The following is a 15,796-nucleotide window of genomic DNA, read 5'->3' on the forward strand; positions in this document are numbered from 1 at the left end:
ATCCGGCGGCGGATTGATCACCCCGCGTAGCGATCCCGCAGTTTGGTCAGCGTCGCCTCGATGCCCGACGCATTCGCCTTGGCGAAACCCATCCGCTCGGAGTACTTCAGTTTGTTCTTGATCGCACCGGCATCGCGGTAGTCGAACGTCTCGGTGACCCGCGTCAGGGTGGGTGACACCGCCTCGAATTCCCACCGCCAGCGGTGACCCACCGGGTGGCGCCATTCGACCACTTCGTTCGGCGTCAGTGCGGTGATCGTGCTGGTGATGCGATAGGGCACGCCGAACATCTTCATGTGCGTCGAAAACTTCGAGCCCTCAAGGAGTTGCGGCGGCATGGCGATGTTGTCGCGCACCGTGCCCGACCCGTCGAGTTCGTGGTGCCGCCGCGGATCGGCGACGATGGCATAAAGCTCGGCCGCCGGCGCGGCCACCTCGACTCTGCGACTCACCTGGCGGGGTCCCCGGTCGACAACGGTGACGGTCATTGCGAATCTCCTTTCCGCTACCCGGCAGCGTAATCCCGTTCAGTTCCGAGGCTCGGGAATGCTCGGGTCCCACACCGGCGACGGCTCGAAACGCGCCGGCCAGAAACCGGATTTGGTCAACCGCGCGACCTCTTCGCGCAACACGATTCCGATCTTCGCCGCGAATTCGCGGGGCAGCTCCAGCGCCGAGGTGGCGGCCACGCCGAGCCGGTGGTTGATCTGGGGCTCGCAGATCGAGGTGCACCGCAGGCGTCCCGCCTCCACGTCGGCGCCGCACGCCGCCAAGGGCAGCACCGCGTACCCGAGCCCCGACTCGACCAGGCGCTTGCACACCTCCACCGAATCGGTCGAAAAGCGGGCCGTGATGGCAACTTTGAGGCGAAGTGCGGTGTTCTCCAACGTGTTTCGAACACCGGTCTGTGCGCTGGGCATAACCAGCGGCAGCTTGGCCAGCTCGGTGAAGCGGATCGGGTTGGCGGGCGAGAGATCCGACGCGGGCCCTCCGACCAGCAGGAGATCCTCGATCACCAGGTGCCGGTAGAAGAGCCGGTCGTCGGAGACCGGGTTGATCACCGCGAGGTCGACCGCGCCTTTGAGCAGGCGCTGCACCAGGTCGTCGGTTTCGGCCACGGCGACGTGGAAATGGACATTCGGGAACGCGGCGCCCAGGCTTGCCACCAGTGGCGCGGCCAGGACGCCGGCGGCGGTGGGCACCATGCCGAACAGCAGCCCCCGCTCGATCCGCGCCAACGGCGATCCCGCATACCGGACCGCGAGCTCCAGCTGACGCAGCGGCGCGGCCGTCGAAGAGCGCAACCGCTCACCCTCCTCGGTGAGATGCACGCCCCGCCGGGTCCGCTCGAACAGCGTGATGCCGAGGTCCTCCTCCAACAGCCGGATCTGGCGACTCAGCGCCGGCTGGGCAATGCCCAGCACCGCGGCCGCGCGGGTGATCGAGCCCTCCTCCGCGATCCGCAGAAAATATTTGAGCCGGTGGGTATCCATCGCCTCCACATCTACCAGCCATACAAATGCGGCATGACTGGTTTCCCGAATTGGTATTACCTGCTGGCAGTGATGCCGCCATATCGTCGGCGAGGTGGGGTCGGCGATGCCGTCCCGGTCTGGCTGAAGAAAGGTCGACGATGACGGTTCAGGACGAACAGGACTGGGTGCAGCTGCTCGGGTTGGATCGCTTACCGGAGCACATCGTCGGCAAGCGAGTGACAGAGCTGATGGACCTGTCCGGCAAGAAGGCCTTCGTCACCGGTGCCGGCGGCGACGGCCTGGGGCAGGCGATCGCCAACAGGCTGGCCGGCTGCGGCGCCGAGGTGGCGCTCATCGGCCGCACCTTCGAGAAGGTCGAACGCCGCGCGAAGGAAGTCGAGCAGCGCTGGGGGGTGCGGGCTATTCCCGTCAAAGCCGACATGTCCGACTGGGGCCAGGTGCACGGCGCGGTGCAACAAGCCCACCGTGAACTCGGTGGGCTCGACATCATGGTGAACAACCCGGTGATGGTCGCCGCCGGGCCTTTCGAGAAGCAGACGAAAGACGACATCGACTACACGGTGCTGGGCAGTCTGACGATGATGATGTACGGGGCGCACGCCGCCCTTGGCCACATGCTGGACCAGGGCTCCGGCAAGATCATCAACATCGGGTCGGTCGGCGGCCGCATCCAGCAGCGCGGGCTGGTCGTGTACAACGCGTGCAAGGCCGGGGTCATCGGGTTCACCCGAAACCTCGCGCACGAGGTCGCGCTTCGCGGCGTCAACGTGTTGGGCGTGGCGCCGGGCATCATGATCAAACCGGAGATGCGCCAGTACCTGCTCGACCCTCAGGACGACAGACAACGCGCCGGCCGCGGCGCCATCCAGGAAGCGATCACCCACCAGGTTCAGCTGGGGCGCGCCTCGTTGCCCGAGGAAGCCGCCAACATGGTTGCGTTCCTGGCTTCCGAGGCGGCCGACTACCTGTGCGGGCAGACCATTGACGTCGCCGGCGGGCAATGCATGGGTTGAGTGCTGCCACAATGCCTTTCACCAAGGACACAGGGAGATGGCCGTGCAGACAACCGATGAGGTGATGGATCAGGCCGCGGCGCAAACCGGCCTCACCGACTTCGGTGACGATTCCTTCACCGAGGGCCTGGACGTCCTGTTGTCCGCGTTGCGCAACGAAGCGCACCTGAACGGGCGCGGTGAAGCCTTTCTGCGGCAACGCATCGTCGGGTACCTGACGCAGCGACTCCAGGTCGAGGACTGGTTTCGGCGGCACCCGCAGATCGGCGACGTGCCCATCCGTGAGCCGCTGGTCGGTCTGGGATTGCCCAGGACCGGATCCACCGCCCTGTCGATGCTGCTGGCCCAGGATCCCGAGGTGCGATACCTGCGCCGGTGGGAGTCGACGCAACCCTGTCCGCCGCCCTCGACCGTGCGGGGCGTGGACCCGCGCGTGCCGCCCGACAAGGGCGAGATGGTCGGCACCCGCTACCACGTTCCCGGCGACACGCATGGTCCTATGGAGTGCCACGAGCTGATGGCGCTCGATTTCAAATCGCACATCTTCCAGTCGTTCGCCGAAATCCCCTCGTACTCAACGTGGCTGGTGCAGCAGGCAGACCTCACCCCGACGTTTCGCTACCAGCGCCGCGTGATGCAACTACTGCAGTGGGGCGAGCCGGAACGGCCGTGGCGGTTGAAATGCCCGTCGCACGTGTTGTGGCTCGACGCCCTGGACGCGGTATTCCCCGACGCGCGGTTCGTGATGACCCATCGCGACCCCACCGACGTCCTGTTGTCGGTGGCCGATCTGTACGCGGACATCATCGGGTCGTTCAACACCCAGATCGACCGCCGCTACATCGGTCGGCTCAACGTCGAGCATTGGTCGCTGGGCATGGAGCGGGCACTGGATTTTCGCGCCGACGGCGCGGACGATCGGTTCTACGACATCGACTTTCGCGCCATGCAGGCCGACCCGGTCGGTGAGGTGACCGGCCTGTACGCCTGGCTGGGGGTCGCGGTGTCCGACGAGTTCGGAGCCCGGATGCACAGTTGGTGGGAGCACGCCGCCTCCGAGCGTGAGCCGAGTTCGCACGCCGACCCGGTGGAGTTCGGTATCGACCTCGACGTGGTTCGGCCGCGGTTCGCCCGCTATGTGGACAGCGCGGGGCGGTGGACGCGGCATCCAAATGTAAGGAGCGAGAAGAACAATGGCTGTTGACCTCACCGGCGGCATCGACCCGTCGCGCGAGTACGTGCTGGCGCAGCGCCCCGAGGATCCGGAGATGCGCGACTCGGTGAGCTTCTGGGTCGTCGACGACCGCGGCGAGATCGGCCTGCCGCGCATCGGAATCGAGGCGGTGGGTGCCAATTGGGACTCCCACGACATTCAAGTCAACGCCGCGTTTCCCGACGGGCGGGTCTACCGGCTGCGCACCAACGGGCCGTCGCTGCCCTCCCGCGGGGCCGACGGGCGGCCGACCGTGCTCGGCGCCGGCGGCCTGGCATTCCAGTGCATCGAACCCTTCGATACCTGGACGATGTCCTACGACGGACCGGCGGTACAGACCTCGTCGACCGACCTGGTCGACGGCAAGAAGGACGGTCCCTCGGTCGACATCGGCTTCCATGTCGAAGCGAAGATGGCCGTGCCCCCGTGGGTCCAGGGCGCATTGCAGCGCGACGCCGACACCCAGCTCAAAACCACCGCCGTCGGCGAGATCATGGGCGGTCCGCGATATGAGCAATTGTTCACCGCCACAGGGGAATTCCGGGTGGCGAATGAGCGCCACACGTTCACCGGGAGCGGCCTGCGGATCCGTCGTACCGGGGTGCGCAAACTCGCCGGCTTCTGGGGACATTGCTGGCAGTCGGCCGTGTTCGGCAGCGGCCGGGCCTTCGGTTACATCGCCTACCCGCCGCGTCCGGACGGCCAGCCCACCTTCAACGAGGGATTCATCTTCACCGGCGACGGCGGCCTCGTCCCGGCCCGGGCGATCCGGGCGCCGTGGCTGATGCGCCTGCGACCGCTCGGCGAGGACGTCTCGCTGGCGTTGGAGACAGCCGACGGCCTTGTCGAAATCGACGGCGAGACAGTGTTTTCCACCCATGACATCCACCACGACGACGACATGTACTCCATGCACGCCCTCAAACAGGAGATGGCCGAGTTCCCCGCCGTCCAGCAGGCCGGTGTGCGTTACCGATGGGACGGGGAAGAGACATACGGCATGCTGGAACGCTCCAACCCGCTCGACAAGATCGCGCGCGACTGAAAGGAACCCACACCACACATGAACCAGTCACTCTCGGGAAAGGTCGCGCTGATCACCGGTGCAGCGCGCGGGCAGGGCCGGGCGCACGCCGAGCGCCTTTCGGCCGAGGGCGCCGACATCATTGCGGTCGATCTCGCCGGGCCGCTGCCGCCGAGCGTCCCCTACGACTCGCCGACGCCCGACGATCTGGCCGAAACCGCGCGACTGGTGGGCGCCAACGGCCAGAGGATCATCACCGCCGAGGCCGACATCCGCGACCTGGACGCGCTGTCGGCCGCCGTGGAGGGCGCCGTGGGCGAACTGGGCCGGCTCGACGTGATCGTCGCCAACGCCGGGATCTGCAGCCCCGCACCCTGGGATCAGATCACCGCGCAGGCATTCCGAGACACCATCGACACCAACGTGATTGGTACCTGGAACACCGTGATGGCCGGGGCACGGCACATCATCGACGGCGGCCGCGGCGGCTCGATCATCCTGATCGGTTCGGCGGCCGGCATCAAGATGCAGTCGTTCATGATCCATTACACCGCAAGCAAACACGCCGTGGTCGGGATGGCGCGGGCGTTCGCCGCCGAACTCGGCCGCTACAACATTCGCGTCAACAGCCTCAACCCCGGGGCGGTCGCCACCCCGATGGGCACCGGCCGGATGCGGGAAGCACTGCAAGCGGCCGCCGACGACTACCCGCACCTGCGGGGCATGCACAAACCGCTACTGCCCGAGGGTATTGCGCAGCCGGAGGACATCGCCGACGCCGTGGCCTGGCTGGCCTCGAATCAGTCCCGATTGGTTACCGCAACCCAGGTTTCGGTCGACATCGGCGTCGGGTACGTCTGATGCGCGGCCTGCTCGACAAGGTATTCCTGGTGGCCGGGGGTGCCACCGGGATCGGCGCGGCCACCGCCCAACGCCTTGCCGCCGAAGGCGCGCGCATCGCCATCGGCGACACCAACATCGCCGGCGCCACCGCCACCGCCGAGCGGATCGAGACGGCCGGCGGCCGTGCCATCGCCATCGAATTCGACCTGGCCGACGAACGGTCCGTGCAGCACCTCGTGGACGCGACCATCGCCGAGTTCGGCGCCGTTCACGGCCTGCACAACGTGGGCGCCGACCTGTCCGAGGACAACCTGGGACGCGATACCACGATTCTCGATACCGAGCTGGACGTCTGGCAGCGCACGCTCGACGTCAACCTGATGGGGTATGTCCGCACGATCCGCGCGGTCCTGCCGCACCTTCTCGCGCGGGGCGGGGGCAGCATCGTGAACACCTCGTCCGGCGCCGCCCTGGGCAGCGACCCATCACACGTCGCCTATGGCGCCTCCAAGGCCGCGGTGAACCACCTGACCCGGCACGTGGCCGTCAATTGGGGCAAACACAACATCCGCAGCAACGGCGTCATGCCCGGCCTGGTGATGGGCGAAACCCAGGAGCGGCAGAACGACGTCGCGCTCCAGCAGGCCTTCCTGACGTTCGGCAAGACCAGCCGGCTGGGCAAGCCGGACGACCTCGCGGCGATCACCGCGTTCCTGCTGTCCGACGAGGCCGAGTGGATCACCGGTCAGGTCTGGTACATCGGCGGCGGATCGCACCTGCGGCAATAGCCCGAACCGCCGGGCAGGCACAATGGTGGGGTCAAGACCTGCGGCGGGGTATCGAGAAGGAGCGGCATGCCCACCAGCGAATATCGGGTGACCGGGATGACATGCGCGCACTGCGAGGCCGCCGTCCGCAGCGAGGTGGCCGGGATCCCCGGCGTCGACGGCGTGACGGTCAGCGCCGACACCGGCCTGCTCGTCGTCACGAGTTCGGCGCCTATCGACGCGGACGCCGTCCTCGGCGCGGTCGACGAGGCCGGGTTCCAGGCCGTCCCGGTCGCATGAGCACGCCCCCGCGGCACATCGACGAGGGCATCCTCCCCGACGACAACGATTCAGCCGTTACACTCTCTATCGAGCTCGAGATCACCGGGATGACCTGCGCCTCCTGCGCGGCCCGGATCGAAAAGAAGCTCAACAAGCTCGACGGTGTCGCCGCCACGGTCAACTATGCGACCGAGAAGGCCGCCGTCACCGCCCCCGCCGGGTACGACCCGCAGCTCCTGATCGCCGAGATCGAAAAGGCCGGCTACGCGGCCGCCCTACCGCGGCACTCGCCGGAGCGCGACGCCGAGCTGACGTCGCTGCGCAGGCGTCTGATCACCGCGACCGTGCTGGCCGGACCGGTGATCGCCATGGCCATGATTCCCGCGCTGCAGTTTCACCACTGGCACTGGGTATCGCTGGCCCTGACGGCTCCGGTCGTCATGTGGTGCGGGCTGCCCTTCCACGCGGCCGCCTGGACCAATGTCAAACACGGCGCCGCCACCATGGACACCCTGGTCTCGATCGGGACATTGGCCGCGTTCCTGTGGTCCCTGTACGCCCTCGTTTTCGGGACGGCCGGGCAACCGGGCATGCAGCACGACTTCGAGCTGACCATCGGGCGCGACGACACCCCCTGCCACGTCTACTTCGAAGTGGCTGCGGGCGTGACCCTGTTCGTCCTGGCCGGCCGGTACTTCGAAAAGCGGGCCAAGGGGACCGCCGGCGCCGCGCTGCGCGCACTGCTGGCGCTGGGCGCCAAGGAGGTCGCGGTGCTGCGTGCCGGCACCGAGGCCCACATCCCGATCGAGCGGCTGGCGGTCGGTGACGAGTTCGTCGTGCGTCCCGGTGAAAGGATCGCGACCGACGGGATCGTGGTCGCGGGTTCGTCGGCCGTGGACGCCTCCATGCTGACCGGCGAGTCCATTCCCGTCGAGGTCGGCGAGGGCGACGCCGTCACCGGCGGCACCGTCAACGCCGGCGGCCGGCTTGTCGTCCGCGCCACCGGGATTGGCGACGACACCCAGCTGGCGCAGATGGCCCAGCTCGTCGAACGGGCCCAATCCGGCAAGGCCCAGGTGCAGCGCCTCGCGGACCGCGTCTCCGGTGTGTTCGTTCCCGTCGTCATGGTGCTTGCGGTCGCGACGCTGGCCGGCTGGCTCGCGGCGGGCTTCTCGCTCACCACCGCGCTGACGGCGGCGGTCGCGGTGCTCATCATCGCCTGCCCGTGCGCGATGGGGCTCGCGACTCCGACCGCCCTTCTGGTCGGCACCGGCCGCGCGGCTCAGCTTGGCGTCCTCATCCAGGGGCCCGAGGTGCTCGAATCCACCCGGAAGATCGATACGATCGTGCTCGACAAGACCGGCACCGTCACCACCGGCCGGATGGCCCTGGTCGACGTGATCGGCGTGGCCGGGACCGACCGCGCAACGCTGCTCCGATACGCGGGTGCCCTGGAAGCCGCCTCCGAACATCCCATCGCGCAGGCAATCGCCCGGAGCGCCACGGCGCACCACGGGTCGCTTCCCGCGTCCACCGACTTCACCGGGATCAACGGCATGGGCGTGCACGGCACGGTCGACGGCCATGCCGTCGTCGTCGGGCGCCCGGGCCTGCTAGCCGAGCGCGGGGTACACCTCGACGCCGTGCTGTCGGCGGCCAAAGCCGGCGCCGAGCGCGCGGGCAAGACCGCCATCGCCGTCGGCTGGGACGGCCTGGCCCGGGGCATCCTGGTGGTCGCCGACACCGTCAAACCGTCCAGCGCCGAAGCCGTGCGGCAATTCCGCCGGCTGGGCCTGTCCCCGGTGCTGCTCACCGGCGACAACCACACCGTCGCCACCCGCATCGCCGACGAGCTCGGCATCGCCCAGGTGATCTCCGACGCGACGCCCACCGACAAGGTCGCCGCCGTCAAGCGTCTGCAGGACGAGGGCAAGGTGGTCGCCATGGTCGGCGATGGCGTCAACGACGCCGCCGCACTGGCCTCCGCCGATCTGGGCCTGGCCATGGGCGCCGGCACCGACGTCGCGATCGAAGCAGCCGACCTCACCGTGATCCGCGACGACCTGCGAGCGGCCGTGGACGCGATTCGGCTCGCCCGGTGCACGCTTGCGACCATCAAGGCCAACTTGGCGTGGGCCTTCGGCTACAACCTCGCCGCGATCCCCCTCGCGGCGCTCGGCATGCTCAACCCGATGCTGGCCGGCGCCGCCATGGCACTCTCCAGCGTTCTCGTCGTCGGGAACAGCCTGCGGCTGCGCTCGGTCGCCAGCGTCATCACCGACGCATGACCCGGGCCCGACGATGGGCCGGCGGGCCGCGGTCGTGTGGGATAGTGGGTCCGGCCGCCGTCTCACGAGACCCCGACCGGCCCCCTGACAATCACGCCAATCACGCCAATCACCGCGCGCAGCGATCGATCTAGCAAAGGTCACGACCGTTGGAGCAGTTCCTGGGACAGTTGTCCTTGCTGCACGGCTGGTTTCCGCCGGCCGTGCAGGGCTTGGCGGTACTCGTGCTGATCGTCGCGATCCAATGGCGCGCGCGAAGCTGGCTCAAGCGAGTGCTGCCGGTGGCGTTGATCGCGGCGGTCGCGGTGACCGCGCTATCGCGTTGGTACATCACCTCTCTCGGGGTGGCGGGGGATCCGGCACCGACGACGCTGTGGTTGTGGATCGCGCTGAGCGGCCTGGCGGTCGCGGTGTTTCTGGTGGGCTGGCGCGGCGTGCGCTGGTGGCGTCGCGGCGTGGCGGTGCTGTCGATACCGCTGTGCGTCCTGTGCGCGGGCATGGCACTCAACGGCTGGGTGGGCTACTTCCCCACTGCGCTGGCCGCGTGGAACCAGCTCACATCGGTGCCATTGCCCGACCAGGTCGACCGGCTACGGGTCACCGAAATGCAGATCGCCGGGACCAGGCCGACCAAGGGCGTGGTGGTGCCGGTGGACATCGACGACAACGCCTCCCACTTCGCCCACCGCCGAGAATTGGTCTACCTGCCGCCCGCATGGTTCAACAGCAATCCCCCGCCCCGGCTGCCGGCCGTCATGATGATCAGCTCGGCCTTCAACACCCCGGCCGACTGGCTGGGCCCCGGCGGCGCCTTCACCGCCATCGACAGCTTCGCGGCGGCCCACCACGGGTTCTCCCCGGTGCTGGTGTTCGTCGATCCGACCGGTTCATTCGACAACGACACCGAATGCGTCAACGGTCCCCGCGGCAACGCCGCCGATCACCTGGCCAAGGACGTCATCCCGTTCATGGTGTCGAACTTCGGCGTCAGCGGGCATCGCACCAACTGGGGCGTCGCGGGATGGTCGATGGGCGGTACCTGCGCCGTCGACCTGGCCGTCATGCATCCGGAGCTGTTCAGCGCATTCGTGGACATCGCGGGTGACCGCGGGCCCAATGGCGGCTCCACGGATCAAACCGTCGCCCGGCTGTTCGGCGGCAATCACGACGCCTGGGCCGCCTTCGACCCGGTCACCGTGATGACGAAGCACGGTCACTACGACGACCTGTCTGGATGGTTCGACGTGCCGGGATCCGAGGGTGCACACAACGTCGCACCGGAAGGCAATCCCGCCCTTATCGCGTCCAGCAGCGATCCGGCGGCCAACCCCGAAGGGCAGGACGTCGCGGCGAACACGCTGTGTGCCGTCGGCACCGCCAACGGCATCGCCTGCGCGGTGGTCACCCAGCCGGGCAAGCACGACTGGCCGTTTGCCGCCCAGGCGTTTGCCACCGCCCTGCCGTGGCTGGCCTCCACGCTCGGAACCCCCGACGCCGAACCCGTGCAGCTGCCGCAACGAAGCGCCGGAAAACCGCACTGATTCCCGCTGGTCGGCTCGCGTTTACCGGCCGCAGCAGCAGTAGTCGAAAATTCACAGCTGACCCTCCCGTAACGCAGCCGACTTAAGTGCCCTCCGAATGGTACGGTTCGCTGCTGTGGCCTCGATGTTTTGCACTGACGGCGGTTCCCGCGGGGACCCGCTTGCCACGCAACGCGCCACCGTCCATTTCCGAATATTCGGGCCGAATCCGCCATTGATCTGCCCGCGCCTGCCTGTGATCGACGCCGTCCCGTCTCAGCCATGAACCGCCGTCAGTTCCTTGGATCGCTCGCCGCGTCGGTGGTCGCCGGCGTCGGAGCGGCCCGACTCATCATCGACCCGCAGCCGCGTACCTTCGCCCAGACGCCGGGGGCCGGAGTCCCGACTTCCGGCCCTACCGCCCCGCAGGCGCTCCTGCCGCCGCCACCGCTCAGTGCCCGCATTCCGCTGCCCGGCGGGGGTGCGCTGATGAGGCTCCCCGGCGAAGGCGACCTGCTCGCGCTGACCGTCGACGACGGTGTGAACAGCGACGTGGTGCGCGCCTACACGCAGTTCGCCAAGGACACGGGCGTGCGGCTGACGTATTTCGTCAACGGGGTCTACGACTCGTGGACCGACAACGTTGAGCTGCTTCGGCCGTTGGTCGACAGCGGGCAGATCCAACTCGGAAACCACACCTGGTCACACCCGGACCTGACCACACTGTCCAAAGAGCAAGTCGCCGAACAGCTTACCCGTAACGACGCGTTCCTGAAGAAGACGTACGGGATCGGCGCGAAGCCCTATTGGCGGCCGCCGTATGCCAAGCGCAACGCGGCCGTGGACGCCGTCGCCGCCGACCTCGGTTACAAGGTCCCCACCCTGTGGTCGGGCTCGCTGTCGGATTCGACGTTGATCACCGAGGAGTACATCGTGCAGATGGCCGATCAGTACTTCACGCCGCAAGCGATCGTCATCGGGCACCTCAATCATCTGCCGGTGACGCACGTCTATCCGCAGCTCGTCGATATCATCCGAGACCGGAACCTTCGCACCGTCACGCTCAACGACGTGTTCCTCAAGACGCCCTGACGGCCAACTCCGCCACTGCCGCTCTCCCAGGACGTGCTGCCATCGCTTCTCCAAAGCGACTGCGTTGGAACGCATTACCCGCAGGGCGCGCCGGCCGCGCGTCGACCGGGTCGGGGGACCGGGCGACGTAACCACGCCGCCCCAGGGCCGCGATCGCCTGGGCCGCCGCCATCCGACTCACCCGCAGCGGCAATTCTTTTCCCGGAATCATCGTTAGCGAGCGCCCAATCTCTAAAAAATTAGAGATTGCTCTTCCGCTGGCGGGCGGTCGATTGTTACCGTTCCGTAATGCATCGGGCCGGGGGAGTTTTAACAGTGCTGCTGATAATTGCTTCGGCACTGGTGGGAGCCGGGATCGCACGCGCCGACGGCGGCGACGAGCCGCAGTACGCGGACTTTTACACCCCGCCGGATCCGCTGCCACCCGGCCGGCCCGGCGACCTGATCCGGACCGAGCCGTCACGGCTGGTGCTGGAACCGTCGGGCCAGCTGGGCGCGATCATGGCGACCGGTACGCGAATCATGTACCGCAGCACCGACACCCGGGGTAACCCGATCGCGGTCACCGGCACCTACTTCGAGCCCTACAACGACTGGCCGGGCGCCGGGCCACGGCCGTTGATCAGTTACGCACCCGGCACGCAGGGCCAGGGCAATCAGTGCGCCCCGTCGCGAATGTTCAACCAGGGCATCCACTATTCGGGTGGCTGGGACATCATGTTCAACTACGAGGAACTGTTCGTCGCCACCATGGTCGCCCGTGGTTTCGCCATCGTGATGACCGACTACGAGGGCCTGGGCACCGCGTCGATGCACACGTATGTGGGGCGGGTGGCCGAGGGGCAGGCCGTGCTCGACGCCGCCCGCGCGGCCATGCGACTGCCCGGCACATCGTTGGATCCGCATGGGCCCGTGGCGTTTTGGGGCTATTCGCAGGGCGGCGGCGCGTCCGCGTCGGCGGCCGAGCTCGCCTCGCAATACGCCCCCGACCTCCATATCGTCGGCACCTACGCCGGGGCGCCCCCGGCCGACCTCAAGGAGCTTCTGCCCTACGCGGACGGCAGCGTCCTGGTCGGCGTCGTCGGGTACGCGCTCAACAGCGTGATGGCCGCCTACCCGGAGTTCGCCGACACCATTCGCTCCAAGATGACCCCGCGCGGGCTGGCGATGCTCGAATCCGTGTCGCGCCAGTGCGTCGGCCAGACCCTGCTGGACTTCATGTTTCGCCACATACAGCCCTACTTCACCGAGGACATCGACCAATTGGTGAATGAGGAGCCGTTCAACAGCCTGTTCGAGGCGCAGCGGATCGGGCGCTACAAACCCAACGCGCCGGTCCTGATCAACAGCAACCACTACGACCCCCTGGTGCCGTGGACCGCGGCCAACCAGCTCGGACGCGACTGGTGCGCCCAGGACGCCGACGTGGAATTCCGCTCCAACGAAGAGCCGCCCTTCCTCAACAAGCTCATCATCAACCACGCACTGCCGATGCTGGTCGACGGTGAGCCGGCGATGCAGTGGATCACGGCCCGCTTCAACGGAGAGCCCACCGCACCGAACTGCGGTCAGTTCTAGATCGCGGCCGAGATTGGCGCCGATAAACTGGGGTGCATCGCTGCACGCAGAAAGCACAACGCGCCCGAGCGGCGCCGCCAGCTCACCGACGCCGCGATCGAACTGCTGGGCAGCAACGGGGTGCACGGTGTCAGCCACCCGAAGGTCGACGACCACGCCGGCGTGCCGGCTGGCACCACGTCGTTCTACTTCAGGACCCGCAAGGCGCTGGTGCACGCCATGGCCACCCGGCTGGCCGAACTCGACGTCGCCGATTTTTCGATGATGGCCGAACTGGCCGAGGACCATGCCACGCAGTTCACCGGCACCGCCGGTTTGGCCCGCATCGTCATGTACGTGAACAGCGAACCGTGGCTGACCCGCGCCAAGGCGCGCTACGAGCTCGCACTGCTCGCCGGCCGGGACCCGGAACTGGCCACGGCTCTCAGTGAGTCCGCGGACCGGCTCTACGCTCTGGCCCGCGACGTCGTCACCCAATGGCATCCCGATGGCAGCGCACCCGATCCGGCCTTGGTCGACGACCAGGCGACCGCCACCCTGGCGTTCATCAACGGCATCATGCTGACCTTCGTCGCGGGCACGCCGGCCATCGACAACGCCGAGCACCTCGACCGCCTCATCCAGGGCGTCATCGCGGGCGTCGCCGCAGTTCGCGGAGACTGACCGCCTCGCGTTTGATGCGAGCGTGCGCAGAATGCCGGCTGTACCGGCGTGTCGGTGTGCAAACACGCACGCTCGGCAGACGAAGGCCGTCAGCGTGCGGCGAACATCCCGTCGATGAGGCGGTGCAGCACCTGACGGGTCTCTCGGCGGGTGCGGTCGGGGTCGTCGGCGGTGGCGATGACCATGGCCGCCTCGTCGAGCGCGCCGATCAGCACATGCGCCAGCGGCCGCACCGGTTGCTCGACCAACTCGCCGGCCCGGACCGCCTCGGTGAGCATCTGCTCGGTCATGCCCAGGCTGTAGCGCTGGGCGACATCGCGAAATCCCGCCCAGCCCAGCACGCTCGGCGCATCCAACAGGACCAGTTGCCGCACTTCGGGATCGGCGGACACCTCGAGCCATGCGTCGACCGCGGCCCGGATCGCGGCCGTCGGCGTCGCCGCCCCCGATTCGGCCACCACCACGGCCATCCGTGCCATCACATCCTGCTCGACGACCTCGACGACCTCACGGAAAAGCGTTGCCTTGTCGGCGAATTGGTGATACATCGCGCCCCGGGTGACCCCGGCGGCCGAGGCGATCTCGGGCGTTCCCACCTCCGCGTATCCCCGCAGGCCCCAGAGTTTGCGGGCAGCCGCGATCAGCGCGTCGCGGGTCGCCGCGGAGCGCTCCTCCTGGGTGCGTCTCTTGCTTTCCATACAACCTGTTGGTAACTTACGAACAGACAGCCTGTTTGTAAGTGTATCTCTGAAGTAGGAGTCCTGATATGTCGACGATCGACATTAGTGCCGGAACCATTCATTACGAAGCGACCGGACCCGAAAATGGCAGGCCCGTCGTGTTCGTGCACGGGTACATGATGGGCGGCCAACTGTGGCGCCAGGTCAGTGACCGCCTCGCCGGCCGCGGCCTGCGCTGCATCGCCCCGACCTGGCCGCTGGGCGCGCATCCGGAGCCGCTGCGTCGCGGCGCCGATCGGACCATCACCGGGGTGGCCGGGATGGTGGCCGAGGTGCTCGCCGCGCTCGACCTGCAGGACGTGGTGCTGGTCGGCAACGACACCGGCGGCGTCGTCACCCAGCTGGTGGCCGTGCACCATCGCGAGCGGCTGGGCGCGCTGGTCCTCACGAGTTGCGATGCGTTCGAACACTTTCCGCCACCCATCCTCAAACCCGTGATCCTGGCGGCCAAATCCAAGACGACGTTCAGGGCCGTCGCCCAGGCCATGCGGGCACCGGTAGTGCGCAAGCGCGCGTTCGACGGCCTGGCGCATACCAACATCGACGACCTGACCGAGCTCTGGGTGCGCCCGGCACTCTCGCTGCCGGCGATCGCCGAAGACCTGCGCCAGTTCACGCTGTCGATGCGCACCGAGGTGACGACGACGGTGGCGACCCGGCTCTACGACTTCGACAAGCCGACGCTCGTCGCGTGGTCAGCCGACGACGTGTTCTTCGCACAGGAAGACGGGGTGCGGCTGGCGGCGACCATTCCCGACGCCCGCCTCGAGGTGATCGAGGGAGCGCGCACCTTCTCCATGGTCGATCAGCCCGACCGGCTCGCCGATCTGCTCTCGACGATCGCGGTGCGCACGTAACCGGTTCGGCGCTCGCGAGCGTAACGCCGCGGCGGAAAATCGAGCGGAATCTCACCGTGGCGTTACGCTCGCGGGCATGGAAAACGTCCTGCAAGGCCGGCGGATCCTGGTCACCGGCGGCGCCACCGGTATCGGCGCCGCCGCCGTCGCAGTCCTGACCGAGGCCGGCGCCGAGGTCGCCGCGACCTATCACCAGACGCCGCCGCCGCAAGGCCTCGCCGCCAGCTGGCTGCAGTGCGATGTGCGCGACGCCGACGCCGTCTCGGCGATGGTCACCGGCGCGGCGCAACGCCTGGGCGGGCTCGACGTCCTGGTGAACGCAGCGGGGCTCTGGCAGGCGGGGATCCCCGGCTACATCGGCGCCGACGAGATCTCGTTTCTGTTGGACACCAATGTCAAGGCGACCATCCTCACCAATCA

General features: G+C 67.9%; 16 protein-coding genes and 1 pseudogene. 13 read left to right on the top strand and 4 right to left on the bottom strand.

Annotated features, from left to right (window positions below):
• Positions 1–17: 17 nt before the first annotated feature.
• Together Q0W90_RS16990 and Q0W90_RS16995 are read right to left on the bottom strand one after the other, a co-directional pair.
• Complete coding sequence (locus tag Q0W90_RS16990) at positions 18–488, bottom strand: SRPBCC family protein (RefSeq protein ID WP_297775344.1); 471 nt, start codon at positions 486–488, stop codon at positions 18–20.
• A gap of 39 nt (positions 489–527) precedes the next feature.
• Positions 528–1,493 (bottom strand): LysR family transcriptional regulator, encoded by a 966-nt coding sequence (locus Q0W90_RS16995; protein WP_297775345.1) that lies wholly within the window; start codon positions 1,491–1,493, stop codon positions 528–530.
• 140 nt (positions 1,494–1,633) lie between these two features.
• On the opposite strand from Q0W90_RS16995, the gene Q0W90_RS17000 reads away from it, so the two are divergent.
• From Q0W90_RS17000 to Q0W90_RS17040, 9 genes are all read left to right on the top strand, one after another.
• Positions 1,634–2,509: an SDR family NAD(P)-dependent oxidoreductase gene (locus tag Q0W90_RS17000; RefSeq protein WP_297775346.1), complete on the top strand. Its 876-nt coding sequence runs from the start codon at positions 1,634–1,636 to the stop codon at positions 2,507–2,509.
• A gap of 43 nt (positions 2,510–2,552) precedes the next feature.
• Complete coding sequence (locus Q0W90_RS17005) at positions 2,553–3,713, top strand: sulfotransferase (protein WP_297775348.1); 1,161 nt, start codon at positions 2,553–2,555, stop codon at positions 3,711–3,713.
• Positions 3,703–4,767, top strand: a complete 1,065-nt coding sequence (locus tag Q0W90_RS17010; protein WP_297775349.1) for a hypothetical protein — start codon at positions 3,703–3,705, stop codon at positions 4,765–4,767. Before Q0W90_RS17005 ends, Q0W90_RS17010 begins: the two co-directional genes overlap by 11 nt.
• A gap of 18 nt (positions 4,768–4,785) precedes the next feature.
• Complete coding sequence (locus tag Q0W90_RS17015; RefSeq protein ID WP_297775350.1) at positions 4,786–5,607, top strand: mycofactocin-coupled SDR family oxidoreductase; 822 nt, start codon at positions 4,786–4,788, stop codon at positions 5,605–5,607.
• A complete protein-coding gene (locus Q0W90_RS17020; protein ID WP_297775351.1) occupies positions 5,607–6,377 on the top strand; it encodes an SDR family oxidoreductase in 771 nt (256 codons plus the stop codon). The genes Q0W90_RS17015 and Q0W90_RS17020 overlap by 1 nt, the downstream gene beginning before the upstream one ends.
• A 66-nt stretch (positions 6,378–6,443) precedes the next feature.
• Positions 6,444–6,656, top strand: coding sequence for a heavy metal-associated domain-containing protein (locus tag Q0W90_RS17025; RefSeq protein ID WP_297600723.1), 213 nt, complete (start codon positions 6,444–6,446; stop codon positions 6,654–6,656).
• On the top strand, positions 6,653–8,926 hold the full coding sequence (locus Q0W90_RS17030; protein WP_297775352.1) for a heavy metal translocating P-type ATPase: 2,274 nt from the start codon (positions 6,653–6,655) through the stop codon (positions 8,924–8,926). Before Q0W90_RS17025 ends, Q0W90_RS17030 begins: the two co-directional genes overlap by 4 nt.
• Before the next feature lie 149 nt (positions 8,927–9,075).
• Positions 9,076–10,467: an alpha/beta hydrolase-fold protein gene (locus Q0W90_RS17035; RefSeq protein WP_297600729.1), complete on the top strand. Its 1,392-nt coding sequence runs from the start codon at positions 9,076–9,078 to the stop codon at positions 10,465–10,467.
• 261 nt (positions 10,468–10,728) lie between these two features.
• The gene (locus Q0W90_RS17040; protein WP_297600731.1) at positions 10,729–11,538 is read left to right on the top strand and encodes a polysaccharide deacetylase family protein; all 810 of its coding nucleotides are present in this window, start codon (positions 10,729–10,731) and stop codon (positions 11,536–11,538) included.
• A 15-nt stretch (positions 11,539–11,553) separates the two neighbouring features.
• Here the strand turns inward: Q0W90_RS17040 and Q0W90_RS17045 are convergent.
• Positions 11,554–11,725, bottom strand: a pseudogene (locus Q0W90_RS17045) (MarR family transcriptional regulator); the annotation flags it as partial.
• Positions 11,726–11,826: 101 nt separating this feature from the next.
• On the opposite strand from Q0W90_RS17045, the gene Q0W90_RS17050 reads away from it, so the two are divergent.
• The gene (locus Q0W90_RS17050) at positions 11,827–13,116 is read left to right on the top strand and encodes a lipase family protein (protein WP_297600734.1); all 1,290 of its coding nucleotides are present in this window, start codon (positions 11,827–11,829) and stop codon (positions 13,114–13,116) included.
• A gap of 12 nt (positions 13,117–13,128) precedes the next feature.
• Positions 13,129–13,779: a TetR family transcriptional regulator gene (locus Q0W90_RS17055; RefSeq protein WP_297600745.1), complete on the top strand. Its 651-nt coding sequence runs from the start codon at positions 13,129–13,131 to the stop codon at positions 13,777–13,779.
• An 89-nt stretch (positions 13,780–13,868) separates the two neighbouring features.
• Here Q0W90_RS17055 and Q0W90_RS17060 read toward each other — a convergent pair whose 3' ends face one another.
• Positions 13,869–14,477, bottom strand: coding sequence for a TetR/AcrR family transcriptional regulator (locus Q0W90_RS17060; protein WP_297600737.1), 609 nt, complete (start codon positions 14,475–14,477; stop codon positions 13,869–13,871).
• 68 nt (positions 14,478–14,545) lie between these two features.
• Between Q0W90_RS17060 and Q0W90_RS17065 the strand changes: the two genes are divergently transcribed.
• Positions 14,546–15,376 carry an alpha/beta hydrolase gene (locus Q0W90_RS17065; RefSeq protein WP_297600739.1) on the top strand — a complete coding sequence of 277 codons (831 nt, stop codon included), beginning with the start codon at positions 14,546–14,548 and terminating at the stop codon, positions 15,374–15,376.
• Between the two features lie 76 nt (positions 15,377–15,452).
• A partial coding sequence (locus Q0W90_RS17070; protein WP_297775353.1) for an SDR family NAD(P)-dependent oxidoreductase occupies positions 15,453–15,796 on the top strand: 344 nt, incomplete at its 3' end.

Origin of the sequence: Mycobacterium sp., assembly GCF_025933915.1 — a bacterium.
In the GTDB taxonomy this organism is placed as follows: domain Bacteria; phylum Actinomycetota; class Actinomycetes; order Mycobacteriales; family Mycobacteriaceae; genus Mycobacterium.